General features: G+C 73.1%; 16 protein-coding genes and 1 pseudogene. 9 read left to right on the top strand and 8 right to left on the bottom strand.

The window, feature by feature from the left end; translation table 11 throughout:
* Window positions 1-78 precede the first annotated feature (78 nt).
* From ACIO5E_RS10610 to ACIO5E_RS10625, 4 genes are all read left to right on the top strand, one after another.
* Window positions 79-1,113 (top strand): ABC transporter ATP-binding protein, encoded by a 1,035-nt coding sequence (locus ACIO5E_RS10610; protein ID WP_400665809.1) that lies wholly within the window; start codon window positions 79-81, stop codon window positions 1,111-1,113.
* Window positions 1,114-1,235: 122 nt separating this feature from the next.
* Entirely contained in the window at window positions 1,236-2,438 is a 1,203-nt protein-coding gene (locus tag ACIO5E_RS10615; RefSeq protein ID WP_400665811.1) for an ABC transporter substrate-binding protein, read from the top strand.
* Window positions 2,438-3,289 (top strand): ABC transporter permease, encoded by an 852-nt coding sequence (locus ACIO5E_RS10620; RefSeq protein ID WP_400665813.1) that lies wholly within the window; start codon window positions 2,438-2,440, stop codon window positions 3,287-3,289. The genes ACIO5E_RS10615 and ACIO5E_RS10620 overlap by 1 nt, the downstream gene beginning before the upstream one ends.
* A gap of 58 nt (window positions 3,290-3,347) precedes the next feature.
* Window positions 3,348-4,277: an ABC transporter permease gene (locus ACIO5E_RS10625; RefSeq protein WP_400665815.1), complete on the top strand. Its 930-nt coding sequence runs from the start codon at window positions 3,348-3,350 to the stop codon at window positions 4,275-4,277.
* Between the two features lie 40 nt (window positions 4,278-4,317).
* Here ACIO5E_RS10625 and ACIO5E_RS10630 read toward each other — a convergent pair whose 3' ends face one another.
* From ACIO5E_RS10630 to ACIO5E_RS10650, 5 genes are all read right to left on the bottom strand, one after another.
* The gene (locus ACIO5E_RS10630; RefSeq protein WP_400665817.1) at window positions 4,318-5,580 is read right to left on the bottom strand and encodes an NAD(P)/FAD-dependent oxidoreductase; all 1,263 of its coding nucleotides are present in this window, start codon (window positions 5,578-5,580) and stop codon (window positions 4,318-4,320) included.
* 215 nt (window positions 5,581-5,795) lie between these two features.
* Complete coding sequence (locus ACIO5E_RS10635; RefSeq protein ID WP_400665819.1) at window positions 5,796-6,227, bottom strand: nuclear transport factor 2 family protein; 432 nt, start codon at window positions 6,225-6,227, stop codon at window positions 5,796-5,798.
* Window positions 6,228-6,233: 6 nt separating this feature from the next.
* Window positions 6,234-7,037 (bottom strand): MBL fold metallo-hydrolase, encoded by an 804-nt coding sequence (locus tag ACIO5E_RS10640; RefSeq protein WP_400665821.1) that lies wholly within the window; start codon window positions 7,035-7,037, stop codon window positions 6,234-6,236.
* Between the two features lie 102 nt (window positions 7,038-7,139).
* Window positions 7,140-7,706, bottom strand: coding sequence for a hypothetical protein (locus tag ACIO5E_RS10645; RefSeq protein ID WP_400665823.1), 567 nt, complete (start codon window positions 7,704-7,706; stop codon window positions 7,140-7,142).
* A 90-nt stretch (window positions 7,707-7,796) separates the two neighbouring features.
* On the bottom strand, window positions 7,797-9,095 hold the full coding sequence (locus ACIO5E_RS10650) for an MFS transporter (protein ID WP_400665825.1): 1,299 nt from the start codon (window positions 9,093-9,095) through the stop codon (window positions 7,797-7,799).
* 101 nt (window positions 9,096-9,196) lie between these two features.
* Between ACIO5E_RS10650 and ACIO5E_RS10655 the strand changes: the two genes are divergently transcribed.
* The 3 genes from ACIO5E_RS10655 to ACIO5E_RS10665 all read left to right on the top strand — a co-directional run bounded on the left by ACIO5E_RS10655 (window position 9,197) and on the right by ACIO5E_RS10665 (window position 11,619).
* Entirely contained in the window at window positions 9,197-10,294 is a 1,098-nt protein-coding gene (locus ACIO5E_RS10655; RefSeq protein WP_400665827.1) for a DUF5937 family protein, read from the top strand.
* Between the two features lie 199 nt (window positions 10,295-10,493).
* The gene (locus tag ACIO5E_RS10660; protein WP_400665829.1) at window positions 10,494-10,661 is read left to right on the top strand and encodes a hypothetical protein; all 168 of its coding nucleotides are present in this window, start codon (window positions 10,494-10,496) and stop codon (window positions 10,659-10,661) included.
* 394 nt (window positions 10,662-11,055) lie between these two features.
* Window positions 11,056-11,619, top strand: coding sequence for a GNAT family N-acetyltransferase (locus ACIO5E_RS10665; protein WP_400665831.1), 564 nt, complete (start codon window positions 11,056-11,058; stop codon window positions 11,617-11,619).
* 96 nt (window positions 11,620-11,715) lie between these two features.
* Here ACIO5E_RS10665 and ACIO5E_RS10670 read toward each other — a convergent pair whose 3' ends face one another.
* The 3 genes and pseudogenes from ACIO5E_RS10670 to ACIO5E_RS10680 form a co-directional block, all read right to left on the bottom strand.
* Window positions 11,716-13,068: a cytochrome P450 gene (locus ACIO5E_RS10670; protein ID WP_400665832.1), complete on the bottom strand. Its 1,353-nt coding sequence runs from the start codon at window positions 13,066-13,068 to the stop codon at window positions 11,716-11,718.
* 198 nt (window positions 13,069-13,266) lie between these two features.
* Window positions 13,267-13,419 (bottom strand): hypothetical protein, encoded by a 153-nt coding sequence (locus ACIO5E_RS10675; RefSeq protein WP_400666282.1) that lies wholly within the window; start codon window positions 13,417-13,419, stop codon window positions 13,267-13,269.
* A 271-nt stretch (window positions 13,420-13,690) separates the two neighbouring features.
* Window positions 13,691-13,843 (bottom strand): annotated as a pseudogene (locus tag ACIO5E_RS10680) (diadenosine tetraphosphate hydrolase); the annotation flags it as partial.
* 88 nt (window positions 13,844-13,931) lie between these two features.
* Between ACIO5E_RS10680 and ACIO5E_RS10685 the strand changes: the two are divergent.
* Entirely contained in the window at window positions 13,932-14,789 is an 858-nt protein-coding gene (locus ACIO5E_RS10685; protein WP_400666258.1) for a PhzF family phenazine biosynthesis protein, read from the top strand.
* Window positions 14,790-14,863: 74 nt separating this feature from the next.
* Window positions 14,864-16,108: a phosphotransferase gene (locus ACIO5E_RS10690; protein ID WP_400665834.1), complete on the top strand. Its 1,245-nt coding sequence runs from the start codon at window positions 14,864-14,866 to the stop codon at window positions 16,106-16,108.

The following is a 16,108-nucleotide window of genomic DNA, read 5'->3' on the forward strand; positions in this document are numbered from 1 at the left end:
GATGTTGGCGGGCGATTTGATGGATTTGCCCGGACTTCCCGCCTCAACCGGCCGTACGGGGCGGTACGTTCGCTGGTCATGGCGGACGGTGGCGCGGCGGTGGGCCTGCGTGCGGTGACCAAGAGCTTCGGCGTGGTGCGGGCCGTCGACGGGGTGGACCTGGAGATCCGGTCGGGCGAGTTCTTCTCGATGCTCGGGCCCTCCGGATCCGGGAAGACCACGGTGCTGCGCCTGATCGCCGGATTCGAGGAGCCGTCGTCGGGCCGGGTGCTGCTGAACGGGCGGGACGTGACCCGGGCCGCGCCCTTCGACCGTGACGTCAACACCGTCTTCCAGGACTACGCGCTCTTCCCCCACCTGTCGGTTCACCGGAACGTGGAGTACGGGCTGAGGGTGAAACGGGTGCCGCGCGCCGAGCGGGCGGAGCGCATCGCCGCGGCACTCGCCATGGTCCGCCTCGACGGTCTCGCCGACCGCCGCCCGGCCGGGCTCTCCGGCGGGCAGCGCCAACGCGTGGCCCTGGCACGGGCCTTGGTCAACCGCCCCCCGGTGCTGCTGCTGGACGAGCCGCTCGGCGCGCTCGACCTCAAACTGCGGCTGGAGATGCAGACCGAGCTCAAGCGGATCCAGCGCCAGGCGCGCATCACCTTCGTCCTCGTCACCCACGACCAGGACGAGGCGGTGACCATGAGCGACCGGATCGCGGTCTTCAACGCCGGCCGGATCGAGCAGGTCGGCACCCCCGCCGAGGTGTACGAGCGCCCGGCGACACCGTTCGTCGCCGGCTTCGTCGGCACCGCGAACCTGCTGAGCGGCGAGGAGGCCGTGCGGGTCCTCGGCTCGCCGGGCAGGTGGGCGATCCGGCCGGAGAAGATCCGCATGTGCCGCCCGGACGATCCGGCCGGCCCGGACGAGGTCCGGGCGGCGGGCCGGATCACGGACGTCGTCTACGCCGGCGCGCAGACCCGGTTCGCGGTCGACCTGGCGAGCGGCGGCCGGCTCGTGGCCCTGCGGCAGAACCGGGACGGCTCCGGCGAGGACCTGGCCGGACTGCTGGGCTCCTCCGTGGTGCTGGCCTGGCGCCGCGGCCACAGCATCGCGTTGCGCGAGTGAGTGGCCGCGCCGTTCCCGCACCGCTGTCCGGTTCCGGCACCGCGGTCCCGTCCCCGTAGCGCCCTCCCGTCCCCGCACCGCCGTCCCGTCCTGTCCCGAAGCGAACCGAAGAGAGGCACCGCATGCGCGCCTTCCGTCCCCTGACCGCGCTCGCCGCGACGGCGGCCCTGCTGTTGACGGCGGCCTGTTCGTCGTCGACGGGCGGGGATTTCGCAGCCCAGGGAATCAACCCGCCGAAGATCCCGATGCGGCAGTCCCTGGGCCAGGGCGAGGGCACCGTCAACATCGTCGCCTGGGCCGGCTACGTCGAGTACGGCCAGGACAGCAAGACCGTCGACTGGGTCACCCCGTTCACCCAGCAGACCGGCTGCAAGGTCAACCTCAAGGTCGCCGGCACCTCGGACGAGATGGTCGCGCTCATGAAGACCGGCCAGTACGACACCGTCTCCGCCTCGGGTGACGCGACCCTGCGGCTGATCGCCGCCGGCGACGTGGCCCCCGTCAACACCGAGCTGGTGCCCAACTACGCCACCATCTACCCGGATCTGAAGGTGCAGCCGTGGAACTCCGTGGGGGGCGTCCCCTACGGCGTCCCGCACGGCCGCGGGGCCAACCTGCTGATGTACAACGAGGCCAAGGTCTCTCCCGCACCGACCAGTTGGGGCACGGTCTTCGACTCCGACCCCCGCTACGCGGGCCACCTCACCGCCTACGACTCGGCGATCTACATCGCCGACGCGGCGCTGTACCTGATGAAGACGCAGCCGTCGCTGGGCATCAAGAACCCCTACGCGCTCACCCGGTCGCAGCTCGACCAGGCCGTCGCGCTGCTCAAGGGCCAGAAGAAGAACATCTCCTCCTACTGGAACGACTACACCAAGGCGCAGGCCGCGTTCGACTCGGGCGACTACTGGCTCGGCACCACCTGGGAGGTGATCCACCAGGCGGTCGCGGCCGACGGCAAGGTCAAGACCGCCGCGGTCCTGCCGAGTGAGGGCGCCACCGGCTGGTCCGACACCTGGATGGTCTCCGCCCACGCCCAGCATCCCGACTGCGCCTACAAGTGGATGGACTACATCGTCTCGCCGACCGTCAACGCCCAGGTCGCCGAGTACTTCGGCGAGGCCCCGGCCAACTCCCAGGCCTGCTCGTCCATCAAGGACAACCCGAACTTCTGCGCCGACTACCACGCCGCCGACGAGTCCTGGTGGAAGAACGTCTACTTCTGGAACACCCCGACCAGGCAGTGCGTCGACGGCAGCGGCAAGGACGACTGCACCGACTACGCGCAGTGGGTGACCGCCTGGAACGAGATCAAGAGCTGATGCCCGCCCCCGTGCGCAGGCTGGCCGGGGCGCTCCACCGGCGCCCCGGCCTGCGCCTGGCCGCCCTGCTCGGCGCACCGATGGCGTGGCTGGCGCTGGCCTACCTCGGCTCGCTGACGGTGCTGCTGCTGTCGGCGTTCTGGACCACCAACCCCTTCACCTCCACCGTCGAACACGTCTGGAACACCGACAACTTCAGGCAGTTGGTGAGCAGCCCGTTCTACCGGACGGTGGCCCTGCGCACGCTCGGCATCGCGGCCGGCGTCACCGTGCTCGACGCGGCACTGGCGCTGCCGATGGCCTTCTACCTGGCACGCGTCGCCCGCCCGGCCGGCCGCAGGCTGCTGCTGGTCGCGGTCACCGCGCCGCTGTGGGCGGGCTACCTGGTCAAGGCGTACGCCTGGTGGGTGATGCTCAGCCACGGCGGGGTGCTGGACCGGCTGGGCGGCACGCCCGGCTTCGGGGTGCCGGCCGTGGTCGTCACTCTGGCGTACCTGTGGCTGCCCTACATGGTGCTGCCGCTCTACGCGGGGCTGGCGCAGTTGCCGGACAGCTACCTGGAGGCCTCGGCGGACCTGGGCGCGCGACCGTGGGCGACCTTCCGCACGGTCGTCCTGCCGCTGCTGAAGCCGGCGCTGCTCGCGGGATCGGTCTTCACCTTCTCGCTCAGCCTGGGCGACTACCTGGCGGTGCGGATCGTCGGCGGCACCACGCAGATGATCGGGAACGTGATCGCCGACAACGTGACCCTCAACCTGCCCTTGGCGGCGGCCGTCTCCTGCGTCCCGGTGCTGCTGGTCGTCGGCTACCTACTGGCCGTGCGGCGCACCGGTGCGCTGGAGAGCCTGTAGCGCGGCTGGAGAACCCGTAGGACCGCCGGAGAACTGTAGGACCGGGGAGCGAATCCTGATGCATCTCACTCGCGGGGCCCGCCTCGCCCTGCGCCTGGCCACGGCCCTCGGGTTGGCCGTGCTCTATGCGCCGCTGCTGGTCGTGGTGGTGAACTCGTTCAACGCCTCCCGCTCCTTCGCGTGGCCGCCCACCGGCTTCAGCCTGCGCTGGTGGTCCGCGGCGTGGCGGGAGGCGGGTCTGCGGGACGCGCTGTGGACGTCCGTACGCGCCGGGCTGGGCGCGACCGCGGTGGCGCTGGTACTCGGCACCACGGCCGCGTTCGCGGCGACGCGCTACCGCTTCTTCGGACGGCAGACGGTGTCGTTCCTGCTGATCCTGCCGATCGCGCTGCCGGGCATCGTCACCGGCATCGCGTTGAACGCCGCGTTCCGTACCGTGCTGGTGCCGCTCGGGATCGGCTTCGGCATGTTCACCGTCGTCGTCGGCCATGCGACGTTCTGCATCGTGGTGGTCTTCAACAACGTCTCGGCACGGCTGCGCCGGCTGCCGTCGAGCAGCGAGGACGCGTCGGCGGACCTGGGGGCGCACACCTTCCAGACGTTCTGGTACGTGACGCTCCCCGCGGTGCGCGGCGCGCTCCTCGCGGGCGCGCTGCTGGCCTTCGCGCTGTCCTTCGACGAGATCGTGGTGACGACCTTCACCGCGGGCCCCGGCACCCGGACCCTGCCGCTGTGGATCTACGACAACCTGGCCCGGCCGAACCAGGGGCCGGTGGTGGACGTGGTCGCCTCCGCACTCATCGTGCTGTCGGCGCTGCCGGTCTACCTGGCGCACCGGATGAGCGAGGAGGCGGACCCCGCACTGCCCGGCCGCCGTAGGTCGAGGCGGGGCAGGGGGGTCGTGGCGGAGACCGTCGCGGGAGGAAACGGCGACGGTCCGAGCCGAGGACCCGCCGGTGGGCACCTCGTGGACTCCGGCCAGGTGTGAACCGCCGGATCCGCCACCGACGGGGGGCCGGCGACAGGCCCTACAACTCGCCGAGCGGTACGCCCGGGTCGGCGAGCGCCTTCGGGTCCACCGCCCGCCCGGAGCGGACCAGTTCGCGGATCGGGTCGGTGACGTCCCAGACATTGACGTTCATCCCCGCCAGCACCCGGCCGTCGGCCAGCCAGAACGCGATGAACTCGCGGGTGGCCGGGTCGCCGCGGAACACCACCCGGTCGTAGCCGCCCGGTTCGGCGTAGCCGACGTACTCCATGCCCAGGTCGTACTGGTCGCTGAAGAAGTAGGGCACCCGGTCGTAGACCGCGTCCGGCTGCCCGAGCATCGCGCGGGCGGCAGTCTGCGGCTGGTTGACGGCATTGGCCCAGTGCTCGACCCGGATGTGCTTGCCGAACAGCGGGTGGAAGGCGTTGGCGGCGTCGCCGGCCGCGTAGACGTCCGGGTCGGAGGTGCGCAGGTGCTGGTCGGTCTTCACCCCGTTGTCGACCTCCAGCCCGGCGGCCTCGGCCAGGCCGGTCGCGGGGGAGATGCCGATGCCGACGACCACCGCGTCGGCCGCCACCGTCGTGCCGTCGCCCAGCCGTACGCCGCTCACCGTGCCGCCGGTGCCGGTCAGTTCGGCCACCTGGACGCCGAAGCGCAGGTCCACGCCGTGGTCGCGGTGCAGGTCGGCGAAGACCTGCGCGACCTCGCGGCCCAGCACCCGCAGCAGCGGCAGCTCGGCCGCCTCCAGCACCGTCACCTCGGCGCCCGCCGCCCGGGCCGCGGCCGCCACCTCCAGGCCGATCCAGCCCGCGCCGATCACGGCGATCCGGGCGCCCGGCCGCAGCACCTCCTTGATCCGCTCGCTGTCCTCGACCCGGCGCAGGTAGAGCACGCCGTCCTGCTCCTCACCCGGCACCGGCAGCCGGCGCGGCACCGAGCCGGTGGTGAGCAGCAGCTTGGCGTACTCCACCTGGCCGTCGTCGGCGAGCGTCACGGTGTGCCCGGCCGGGTCGATCGCGACCACCGGGGTGCCCAGCCGCAGCGTGATGTCGTTCTCCCCGTACCACTGCGGCGGGTGGACGTAGATCTTCTCCCGGGGCGTCGTGCCGAGCAGGTACCCCTTCGACAGCGGCGGCCGTTCGTACGGGCGCTCGTGCTCCTCGCCGATCAGGACGATGCCGCCCTGGTGGCCGGCCGCGCGCAGCGCCTCCGCGGCCTTGGCGCCGCCCAGGGACGCCCCGACGATCACGATCGGGCGCTCGCGCCCGCCGCCCTCCGCCGTTCCCGCCGTACCCGTGCCCATGCTGAACTCCTCGCTCTCCGGCCGGAACCAGGGCCCGTCCTCGGACTCCCGCTCTCCGGGGACTCCCGTCCTCCGGACGCACGGCGGGAGTGTGCCGGCGGGCCCTCGGGGTCAGCCTGCCGCCGTCCGGGTGGCGTGTCGAGGCCGGACCGGGCGCGCCGCGCCGTGCTCCCCCGGACGAGTGAACGCGGGCCGCTAGGGGTGAGGGTGGGCCGCTACGGGTTCATGGCCTTCCTGACCAGCGCGGTGTCGGTGAACTGCTCGAAGCGGACGATCCGGCCGCCGCGCACCGTGAAGTGGTGGGCGACCCGCACCGCGAGCGGCCTTCCGGTGGCCTTGTGCACGGCCGTGTAGCGGGCCAGCACGACCACGTTCTCGCCGTCGACGACGTACGTGTCGTCGTGCGCCGTCCAGTTGTCCCACTCGGCCGCCAGGCGCTCCATCACATTGGCGGTGACGCCCTTCGGGGTGCGGTAGGTGCCGGCCAGCGGGAAGCCGGCCATCTCGGTCCACTCGACGTCGTCGGCGAGCGTGGAGCGCAGCGCGGCCAGGTCGCCCCGGGCCGAGGCCAGGTACTGGCGGCGCACCACGTCGGCGGGGGCGGAGGACTCGGCGAACGAGGCGGTGTCCCTCGGGATCTCGATCATCGCGGCTCAGCCCCAGGCCATCTCGCCCATGACGACCTTGGTGCCGATGTCGACGGCGATCCGCAGCCCCAGGTCCGGGAAGCGCCGTTCCAGCGCCTCCTTGGCGGCGGCCGCGTCCGGGGCCCGGTCGATCTCGGTCTCGAAGGCGCGCAGGTAGTCCCGGGTCTGGTCGACGGAGGTCAGGTCGGTGGGCGTCCCGGCGATCCGGTGGCCGGCCGCCACGAACTGCGGCTGGAGGGCCTCGATGCCGTCCAACAGGTCGATCCAGGCGGACCGCTGGGCGTAGGAGGGGGTGTCGGCCGTCCACACGTGCAGGCCCTCGAAGAGCAGCACGCCGCCGAGCACCGCGTGGTGGTGGTGCTGCCAGAGGTAGTGCCGGTCGGGCAGGTGGAAGTCGGCGCCGCGCAGCTCGAACCGGTGGCCCTCGAAGACGATCTCGTCGCCGTGCATCACCTCGGGCCGGACCAGCCGGGTGGGCAGCTCGGGGCCGAGGTGGGCCCAGGCCTTGAGCTTGCCCTCGTACGTCTCCTGGATGTGCTCGACGGTGTCGGCGGTGGCCAGGAACCGGGCCTGCGGGAAGGCGTCCTGGACCTCCTGGGCGCCGAAGTAGAAGTCCGGGTCGCCGTGGCTGATGAAGACGGTGGACAGCCGCTTGCCGGTGGCGCGGATCCGCTCCACCAGGCGGCGGCCGTCGGAGCGGGCGAACCCGGCGTCCACCAGCAGGACGTCCTTGGGGCCGGTGACCAGCACGGAGGTCTTGTTGAGCGAGCTGTCGGGGCTGTCGATGATCTCGAAGTCGAGTGCGCTCATGGGGGAGTTCCTTCCTCTGGGCCGGGCACGCCTCGCCGCCAGCATCGGCGCTGGGCGCCCCGCCCGCATCCGGAGTGACCCGACGCTCGAAAGGCCCCAGCGCTAGGCGCGGCTCCAGAGGGTGAGGTCGCTGCTGGTGGCCACGGCGAGGGTGCGGCCGGAGGGGGAGAAGCCGGCGGCGCGGAAGGTGGACCAGCTGGAGTCGAAGACGTGCCACCAGGTCTCGCCGTGGGTCCCCTTCCAGGCCGGTGCCGCGCCGCCGACGAGCAGCACCCGGTGGTGCGGCCACTCCGGGGCGACCACCTCGACCTCCCAGCCGTCGGCGCTGGTGTGCAGGCCGCCGCCCCACAGCCCGGCCACCGGGATCCGGAGGTCCGCGACCGGGCCGAGTCCGGGGCAGGAGAGGTCCGGGCCGTCCGGGTCCTCCTCCGGGTCGTACTCGCGCTCCAGCTTCTCGCCGGTGACCGCGTCGAACAGGCCGTGCCCGCTGCTGGAGACCACCAGCACCAGGTCGTGGCCGGTGCCCGGGTCGGTGGCGAAACCGATGCCGAGCAGCCCGCCGACCGGGACCATCCCCCGGCCCACGGGCCGCCAGGGCTCCGGCGGGGCCGTCACCTCGGCATCGAGGACCCGGTCGCGAAGCTGCTGCTGGAAGGGGGTGAGCGCCATGCGGACGATCATGCCATCGCACCCGGCCGGGCCACCGCGCAGGCGGGGGTGCGAGACGGCGGGGTGCCCGCCCTCGGCGTCGAGGCCGGGTCACCGCGCAGGCGGGGGCGTACGGACGGGCCCCAGCCGCAGCACCGCCAGTGCCCCCAGCAGCGTGGCGCCGGCGAGCACCGGCCACAGCAGCCCGGGACCGACCGCCAGCAGCGCCGTCAGCACCGCCGGCGCCGCCGCCCGGCCCACGCCCGACGACACCTCCCAGCGTGCCAGGGCCCGCCCCAGCAGGTGCGGCGGGGCGACCGCCGCGACCAGGGCCGTGCCCGAGCCGGTGTAGAGGATCTCGCCCAGCGTGTACAGCACCGAGACCACCGCGACGCCCGCCGCCCCCGGCACCCCGCCCAGCGACCCGGCCGCCCAGAACCCCAGGTAGGACAGCGCCAGCACCATCCCCGAGGCCGCCAGCACGGCCCGCCGCGACCGGTCCGCCAGCCGCAGCACCAGGGCCAGCTGCAGGGCGATCACCAGCACCGTGTTGCCCACGAACACCCCCGAGGACCAGGCCGGCGAGGCGTGCAGGTGCAGCACCAGCAGCGCCGGCAGCGCCACCTCCAGCACGTCGAAGCAGAACGAGTACGGCAGGTTGGCGAGACCCAGCAGGCTGATCCGCCGCAGCGGCTCGCCCGCCTCCTGCGGACGAGCCGCACGGTCGGTGACGGCCTGCGGGGCCCGCACCCGCAGCGACAGCACCAGGGCGGCGGCGACCAGGCAGGCCGCGCCCGTCACCCAGGCCAGCGCCCGGACCGCGCCCGCCCCGCCGGTCACCGCCAGGGTGGCCAGCAGCGCGCCCGCGCCCAGCCCGGCGTTGCGCAGCGACCGCCCGGCGGCGAGCGCGGCGTCCCGCAGCCGTCCCTCGGTCAGCGTGGACACCACCGCGGCGTGGGTGGTCGGCCAGGACTGGCTGCCCATCCCGAACAGCACCGCCGCCACGGTGAACCAGACCAGGCCGTTCGCGGCCGGCAGCGTCAGCGCACCCGCCGCCCGTAGCACCAGCGTCGCCGCGGCCGGCAGGGTCCGGGCACCGTGGTCGATCCAGCGGCCGGTCAGCGGCACCACCAGGAGGCCGGCGACCATCCCCGCCGACATCGCCAACCCGGCCGCGCCCGCGCCCAGGTGCAGCACCCCGACGCCGTACAGCAGCAGGAACGGACGCAGCATGCCGCCGCCCACCGCGTCCACCGCCAGCGCGACCGCGTAGCGGGGCCCGCCCGCGGCGGTCAGCAGGCTCAGCAGCGCGGACGGGCCCCGGCGGCCGGCCCCGACCGGCGGGGCGGGCGGTTCACCGGCCCGTACGGCGGCGTGGTCGTGGACGGACTTCTCCTGGATCAGGCTCATGGCCGGTACCGTCCGCCGCCCGGCGGCCGCCGGGCACGCGGATTGACGCTTCGCGTCAATCGACGCCGGCCGTGATCGGGCCGGGTGGCAGGATCGGGGCCGTGAGCGTGACCATCGACATCACCGCCCTGCCCGACGAGCGCCTGCTCTTCACGCCGTCCCCGCTCGGCGAGCTGAACGCGATGCTGCACGTCCTCGCCGAGCCCGCGCACCACCCCGCGCTGCACGGCTGGGCGTCCAGCACCACCGCGGCCGTCCCGCCCGAGCTGTCCGAACGGCTGCTGGAGGCCGACTTCCTGTGGCGCTCCTCCCGCGCCGACTTCCTCGTCCCAGGGCTTCCCGGCGCCACCCTCAGGGCCGAACTCGACGCCGTCGACCGGATCGACGACGAGCTGTACGTCGCCGCCGCCCTGATCACCACCTGCGGCTCCTCCCGGCTCGCCCACCGGAAGGCCTCGCCGCTCACCGACCCGGCCGCCAACGAGCGCGCCCGTGAACTCGCCCTCGCCCGCGGCCCCCGGCAGGCCGCCTTCGCCGACCGGCTGCTCGCCGACCCGCCCGCCGTCCGCGCCCTGGTCCGGCGGATGCTGGAGGACTGCGAGTCCGCGTTCTTCGCCGACGCCTGGCAGCGCGTCCTGCCCGACCTCGCCGCCGACGCCCGGTACAAGGCCGACCTGCTCGCCCGGCGCGGCCCCGGCGAGGCACTGGCCGCGATCTCACCCTCCGTCACCCTCGACCAGGGCGCGGACGGGCGGCGACGGATCGTCATCGACAAGCTCCAGGACAACTCCACCAGCGGCACCGACAGCGGGGGAGTCACCTTCATCCCGACCGCCTTCGGTCGACCCCACCTGCTCGTGGTGCACGCCCCCGGCTGGCGGCCCGTCCTCCAGTACCCCGTGGCCGAGGCGGGCCTGCCCGAACCGGTCTCGCTCGCCCTCGTCCAGCAGCGGCTCGAAGCCCTCGCCCACCCCGTCCGGCTGCGCCTCGCCCGCACCATGGCGCGCGGGCCGCACACCACCGGCGAACTCGCCGCCGCCTGGATGCTCAGCGCCCCCGAGGTGTCCCGGCACCTCGCCGTGCTGCGCAAGGCGGGGCTGCTCACCACCCAGCGGCGCGGGCGGTACATGCTCTACCAGCTCGACCTCGCCGGCAGCGCCCGGCTCGGCTCGGACCTCCTGGAGGCGGTGCTGCGGTGACCGTGCCGCGGTGACGTGCTTAGGCGACGTGCTTCGGGGGCCAGCCCGGTGTGGTGTGGGGCGCAGATCAGTGGCCGCGGTTCCTGCGGTTCGTCGGAGCCGGGCCGAGCCGACGACGAAGGCGTACGCCGAGAGCGTGTCGCCGTAGCTGCTGTGGTGCCGGATCACTGGGCGGCAATGGCCGCAAACGGCCCGGGACATGGGCCTGTTCATGGTCTGGCTGAAGTACTCGCCATCGGCGCCGGACGGTGAACCAGCCTCGGTGGTGCTGGGTCCCGGGGCCGAGCCGGCCCGGAGGGAACGGCGGATCAACGGGGTGCTCACCGCGGTGCGTGGACTGCTGTCGTACGCCGTGTCGGTGGGCTAGGCGCCCCGCTCGGTGCTCGGGCAGATATACGAGCTGGCCGACAGCCGGGGCCCGCCGCTGGAGGCTCAGGCGATGCTCGGCCGCTACAACTTCACTGCCTCCACCCGCTTCGCGCCCCGGAAAGCCCTGACCTGGACGAGGACGACGACGGCCGGGAATGAGCCTCATCTCAGGAGCAAACCGGCGAGCTGATCAGGTTACGGGTGGCCCGGGGCGCCCGCGTTCAGGGCAAAATCCCAGCCGGACGAGTCGGACCCACGACCGCGGCCCTTCCGTGATCGCGAGACTCGCTATTTTGATCAACCATGATCAGTGGTGAGACAGAGTACTGCGGGCGACACCTGCCTCGGCGCGCCTCTCGACCTCGCGTGCACTGAGCGTGATCAACTAGGGCATGGCATCGTCCTGGTCCGGCAAACGGGTGCGCCTGCGCGCTATCGAACCCGACGATTGGACGGCGTTCGCGCGCTTCGCTGACGCTGACGGTTACGGGCAGGGCCGGACCCGGCTGGACCTGCCGCGGTCCGCCGAGAGCTATCGTGCCTGGGCGCAGGAGCAAGCCGTTGCCGAGTGCGATGACGACCGTTTCCGGTTGGCAGTCGAAACGACGGCCACGGGAGAGCTGGTCGGCACGGTCGGCTCACATCGCACCGGCCGTCCATCGGGCTGGTTCGAGTTCGATGTCACGATCGGCGCTGAGCACCGACGCAAGGGCTATGCGGCGGAAGCCGTGGTGCTGCTGCTGCGCTTCATGTTCGCCGAGCGGCGCTATCACAAATGCCTGGCGGCGGTCTTGGCCGACAACGAGGCATCACTGGCACTTTTTCGTCGGCTCGGCTTCACCGAGGAGGGGCGCCTGCGGAAACACGTCTTCTCCGTCGGCCGGCACCACGACCTTGTCATGATGGGCATGCTCGTCAACGAGTTCGACCAGCGGCACGCGATGAGCGAACCATGAGCCGGTCATACGATCACGTGTGGAACGGCACGCGGGCCTGATCAACGTTCTCTGCTCGCGGGTGGAGGCGACCTGTCACCGAAAGCGGGACTGCCCTCAGCCGCGCACGGTGGCACGCAGGCGCAGGCCGGCGGTCGCGAGACCTTCGAAGGTGGTGACCTGGTAGCTGGGTTCCGGTCCGGGCGGCTCGCTCAAGTGGTAGCGGCGGGCGATCTGCGCGGTCAGGAGCGTGAGCATGGCCATGGCCAGAGCGGCTCCCTCGCAGCCGTGCGGCCCGGTACCGAAGGCGAGGAAGACCCCCGGTTTCGCCGGTGAGCCCGAATCATCGAGCCAGCGCTCGGGCCGGAACCGGTCCGGCTCGGAGTGTTCCCGCGCGTCGCGGTGGGCGGTGTAGGGGCAGACGAGAACGGTGGACCCGGCGTCGATGGTGTAGTCGGCGAGCCGAGTCTGTTGCGTGGCGCGCCGGGTCAGCAGCCAGCTCGGGGGGTGCAGTCGGAGCACCTCGCGAACCAGTGCCTGGGTGTATGGCAGGCTGTCGAGGTGGGTGCTGGTCGTCGCGGCCGGGTCCGTGGGCAGCGAGGAGGCTTCGGCCGCGATGCGGTCCGCTGCCCGGGGGTACCGGGCCAGGTGGAGCATGATCCATCCGGCTGCCCTGGAAGGTGTCTCGAAGGTGGCGACGGTGATTCCGGGGAGGGTGTCGAGGACGGCCTCTTCCGGCAGTAGGCCGTAGCGGGAGGAGGGTCGGAGCATGTGTCCCAGCGCGTCGTCACCGAGCCGGCCCGATGAACGGCGTCGGCGGACGATTGGCCGCAAAGCGTTGGTGAAGGCGACTTGCTGCCGTGTGCGGAAGCGCCGGGCCGATGTGGGGACCCAGCGCGGCCATACCCAGCGCGAGGGGCGTACGAGCAGCTCCCGGGCCACGAAGAGCTGCCAGGCGAAGGGCAGCAGAGCGGGAGCGTCCTCGGAGAAGAGGTAGCGCACGCCGACCTCTGCCAGGACGGGCCGGACTACGGGCAGAATCTCGACGTCCCGGCCCGCGGGCCACTGGTCGGCGAATCGAGCGGTGCCGGGCGCGATCTCACCGATCCGGGCCGCAACCGCCTGCGGGCGTAGTCCGCGCATGCGGGCGGCGCGGGCGTGCGAATGCTCCTCGGGCGTCGGCGCGCTGTCGGCCCGCTTCAACGGTGGGAAGAGGGGCGAGGGTGGCTTGGGGAAGTCCTGCGCGCGGTGCAGGACTTCTTCGCACGGGCCAGCCGTAGCGACTACGTAGGTACCCGGCTCCAGCTGCCAGACGTCGCCACATTCGTCAGCGCCACGGCGCGCCAGTGCCAGCCGGTCGCGGCTCCAGGCCGCGAAGCTGCCTTCGGGCAACCGCGGCGGCTCATTCATTCGGCCCATGAGATCGCCCCTGGCGCTCGTACCTGTCCAGGCCGACATCGCCGGCAGCATGGCCAAAAGCCGGCGGGCGCCCGGGAGCACCCGCCGGCAGTGCGGTCACAGCTTGTCGGCGGACGTACCCCAGTCGTGGGCCCCGTACGCACCGTAGTTGCGCGTGAAGAACAGCTTTCGGAGCAGCTTGGCGATCATGGTGCACTCCTCTCGCCCGTGTTCAGCACCAAGTACCGTACGCGCCACATATGCCATATTTTAGAACATCAGCCGCAGGCCTGGAAATAGGGCGCGTGCTCGCAGCCGCACACGGCCCTCGCGGTGAACGACGCCCTCGGCATCCACGTGCCCGCAGGGCAGTTCGACGTCGAACTCGGTCTGCAGGTCGGCCTCGTCGGGTGCCGGCAGCACGCCACCGGCACCTGCTCGGGGCCGTCCTGCTCGGTGCGGGCGACGGTGTGGTGGAGGCGGGGGCTGAGACTGATAGGCCCACATGTTGAGGAGTCGCGTATTCCTCCGGGGTGACGGAAGTCTTGTCACCGTGTGTGGTCTCCGGGTGCGTATCGGCTCCAGGTGCCGCCAGCTTCAGTGACCAGTCGGGTGGCGGTCTTGTCGTGGTAGCCGAGGGCCTTGGCGATGACGGGCGCCGGGGCCTGGAGGACGAGGCGCCGGATGGCGGACTCTTCGGAAGATCCGACAGCCGCTCCACCGCGGGATCGTCGACCAGGAGTACCGAGTATCCCGGCAGGAACTGGACGTCCCCGATCACCGCGAATCCCGCCGCCAGCTTCTGAAGCACCGCAGGGTTCTCGCCCCGAAGGGCACCTCGCGCCACACGGTTACCCCCAGAGAAGGCGGCGTGCTGCGATGACCGTGCTGCGGTGACCGGGAACAGCGGCGGAGTGGAACGCGTTCGCCCGGGCATGACCGACGACGCCTCGCCCCGCATCCTGCGCTACGCCGCCTTCACCACCCGCCCCGAGGGCGGCAACCCGGCCGGGGTGGTGCTCGACGCCACCGGACTGACCGACGAGCGGATGCTCGCCATCGCCGCCGGGCTCGGCTACTCCGAGACGGCCTTCCTGACTGCGGGCCGGACCGAAGGCGCCCACCACGTCCGGTACTTCAGCCCGCTCGCCGAGGTGCCGTTCTGCGGTCACGCGACGGTCGCCGCCGCCGTCGCCCTCGCCGGGCGCACCGGCCCCGGGCGCTACGTCTTCACGACGGCGGCGGGCGAGGTCCCCGTCCAGGTCGACCAGGACGCGGACGGCGTGCTGCGCGCCACCCTCACCAGCGTCGAGCCGCGAGTGGCGGACGTGACCGCGGCCGACGTCGACGAGGCCCTCGCCCTGCTCGGCTGGGCCCGCACCGACCTCGACCCGACGCTTCCGCCCCGGGTCGCCTACGCCGGCGCCCGCCACCTCGTGCTCGCCGCCGCCACCCGCGACCGCCTGGCCCGCCTCGCCTACGACTTCGACGGCCTCGCCGCCTACATGCGCGCCCGCGACCTGGTGACCCTCCAGCTGGTCTGGCGCGAGAGCGCCCACGTCTTCCACGTCCGCGACCCCTTCCCGGTCGGCGGCGTCGTCGAGGACCCCGCCACCGGCGCCGCGGCCGCCGCCTTCGGCGCCTACCTGCGGGACCAGGGCGCGGTGACGGCCCCGGCGGTGCTGACCCTCCACCAGGGCGAGGACCTGGGCCGCCCGGGCGTGCTGCGGGTCGAGCTGCGGGCGGAGGACTCCCGGGTGCGGGTGTCCGGCGCGGCGGTGGCGATCCCGTAGGGCCCGCCGCCCCGACCCCCTCGGCCGCCGGATATTCGCTCGCGCCCCCGGGCGGCATGGGCGAAGCTGCCCGGATGCAGCGAGCGAGCGAACGCACCGTCACGGTCCACCTCACGCACGGGGACGAGTACTTCGGGCCGGTGGGCCCGTTCGAGGCGGCGGGCGGGTGGTGGTCGTCGGTGGACGGGGTGGTGGCGCGGACGTCCGAACTCGCCGGGGCGCCGGTGCTGGTGGTGCGGCTCGTGCGGGGGCGCAGCGAGCAGGGCGGGCACGGCGGGCAGGTGTGGTACCACGCCGAGGCGCTGGAGCGGCCCGGTGCGCTGGCGGCCCGGACGCCGGACGCCGGCACCGCCGCCCTGCTCGGCCCCGCCGAGCGCCGCGCCGCCTGGGCCACCCCGGCCGGCCTGCGGGACGCGTTGGCCTGGGCGCGGGCGGAGCTCACCCGGGTGGGCCGCCCGGCGGCCGGACCCGCGCGGCAGGTCCGCACCTGGAACCTCTCGGGCCTCTTCCGCATCCCGACGGTCACCGGCCGCGACGCCTGGCTGAAGACCACGACGCCCGCCTTCAACGCCCTCGAGGGCGAGGTCATCGCGCTGCTCGGCGGGGTCGACCCGGCCCTCGTGCCGCCGGTGCTGGCCGCCGACCCGGCGGGCGGGCGGCTGCTGCTGGACCACGTGCCCGGCACGGACTGCTGGGGCCCGTCCGCCGCCACCGTCGCCGACGTGGTGCCCCGGCTGGTCGCCGCCCAGGCGGCGCTGGCCGCCGACGGGCGCGCGGCGGCGGCCGGGCTGCGCGACCGGACGCCGCGCACCCTGCTCGCCCAGGCCCGGGCGCTGCTCGACCGGCTCCCCGGCCCGACCGGCCTGACGGCGCAGGAACTGGCCGACGCCCGCCGACTGATCGACGAACTCCCGGCACTGCTGGAAGAGTTGGAAAGCTGCGGACTCCCGCAGACACTGGTGCACGGCGACTTTCACCCGGGCAACTGGCGCTCCGACGGCGAGCGTTCGGTGGTCGTCGACTACGCCGACTCCTGCCTGGGCCACCCCGCCCTGGACGGGCTGCGCCCGCGCGCCTACCTCGCGCCGGAGCGCTGGGAGCAGCTCGCCGCCGTCTGGTCGCGGGCCTGGCAGGAGCACGTTCCCGGCGCGCGGCCGCAGCGGGCGCTGGAACTCGTCGAGCCGCTGTACCACCTGTCCTACGCACTGCGGTACCAGGAGTTCCTGGACCACGTCGAGGCGAGCGAGCGCCCGTACCACGAGGGCGATCCGGCCGCCGAGCTGCGCGCGGCCCTGGCCTGCGCCGTCCGCCCGCACTGA

It is taken from the genome of Kitasatospora sp. NPDC087314 (genome assembly GCF_044744365.1).
GTDB lineage: Bacteria > Actinomycetota > Actinomycetes > Streptomycetales > Streptomycetaceae > Kitasatospora.

What these genes read in the sequence shown, in the direction of transcription:
- ACIO5E_RS10625 (WP_400665815.1), top strand. Translation starts at nt 3,348, where the DNA reads ATGCATCTCACTCGCGGGGCCCGCCTCGCCCTGCGCCTGGCCACGGCC.
- ACIO5E_RS10620 (WP_400665813.1), top strand. Translation starts at nt 2,438, where the DNA reads ATGCCCGCCCCCGTGCGCAGGCTGGCCGGGGCGCTCCACCGGCGCCCC.
- ACIO5E_RS10660 (WP_400665829.1), top strand. Translation starts at nt 10,494, where the DNA reads ATGGGCCTGTTCATGGTCTGGCTGAAGTACTCGCCATCGGCGCCGGAC.
- ACIO5E_RS10640 (WP_400665821.1), bottom strand. Translation starts at nt 7,037, where the DNA reads ATGAGCGCACTCGACTTCGAGATCATCGACAGCCCCGACAGCTCGCTC.
- ACIO5E_RS10615 (WP_400665811.1), top strand. Translation starts at nt 1,236, where the DNA reads ATGCGCGCCTTCCGTCCCCTGACCGCGCTCGCCGCGACGGCGGCCCTG.
- ACIO5E_RS10690 (WP_400665834.1), top strand. Translation starts at nt 14,864, where the DNA reads ATGCAGCGAGCGAGCGAACGCACCGTCACGGTCCACCTCACGCACGGG.
- ACIO5E_RS10635 (WP_400665819.1), bottom strand. Translation starts at nt 6,227, where the DNA reads ATGATCGAGATCCCGAGGGACACCGCCTCGTTCGCCGAGTCCTCCGCC.
- ACIO5E_RS10610 (WP_400665809.1), top strand. Translation starts at nt 79, where the DNA reads ATGGCGGACGGTGGCGCGGCGGTGGGCCTGCGTGCGGTGACCAAGAGC.
- ACIO5E_RS10645 (WP_400665823.1), bottom strand. Translation starts at nt 7,706, where the DNA reads ATGGCGCTCACCCCCTTCCAGCAGCAGCTTCGCGACCGGGTCCTCGAT.
- ACIO5E_RS10685 (WP_400666258.1), top strand. Translation starts at nt 13,932, where the DNA reads ATGACCGACGACGCCTCGCCCCGCATCCTGCGCTACGCCGCCTTCACC.
- ACIO5E_RS10665 (WP_400665831.1), top strand. Translation starts at nt 11,056, where the DNA reads ATGGCATCGTCCTGGTCCGGCAAACGGGTGCGCCTGCGCGCTATCGAA.
- ACIO5E_RS10670 (WP_400665832.1), bottom strand. Translation starts at nt 13,068, where the DNA reads ATGCTGCCGGCGATGTCGGCCTGGACAGGTACGAGCGCCAGGGGCGAT.
- ACIO5E_RS10630 (WP_400665817.1), bottom strand. Translation starts at nt 5,580, where the DNA reads ATGGGCACGGGTACGGCGGGAACGGCGGAGGGCGGCGGGCGCGAGCGC.
- ACIO5E_RS10650 (WP_400665825.1), bottom strand. Translation starts at nt 9,095, where the DNA reads ATGAGCCTGATCCAGGAGAAGTCCGTCCACGACCACGCCGCCGTACGG.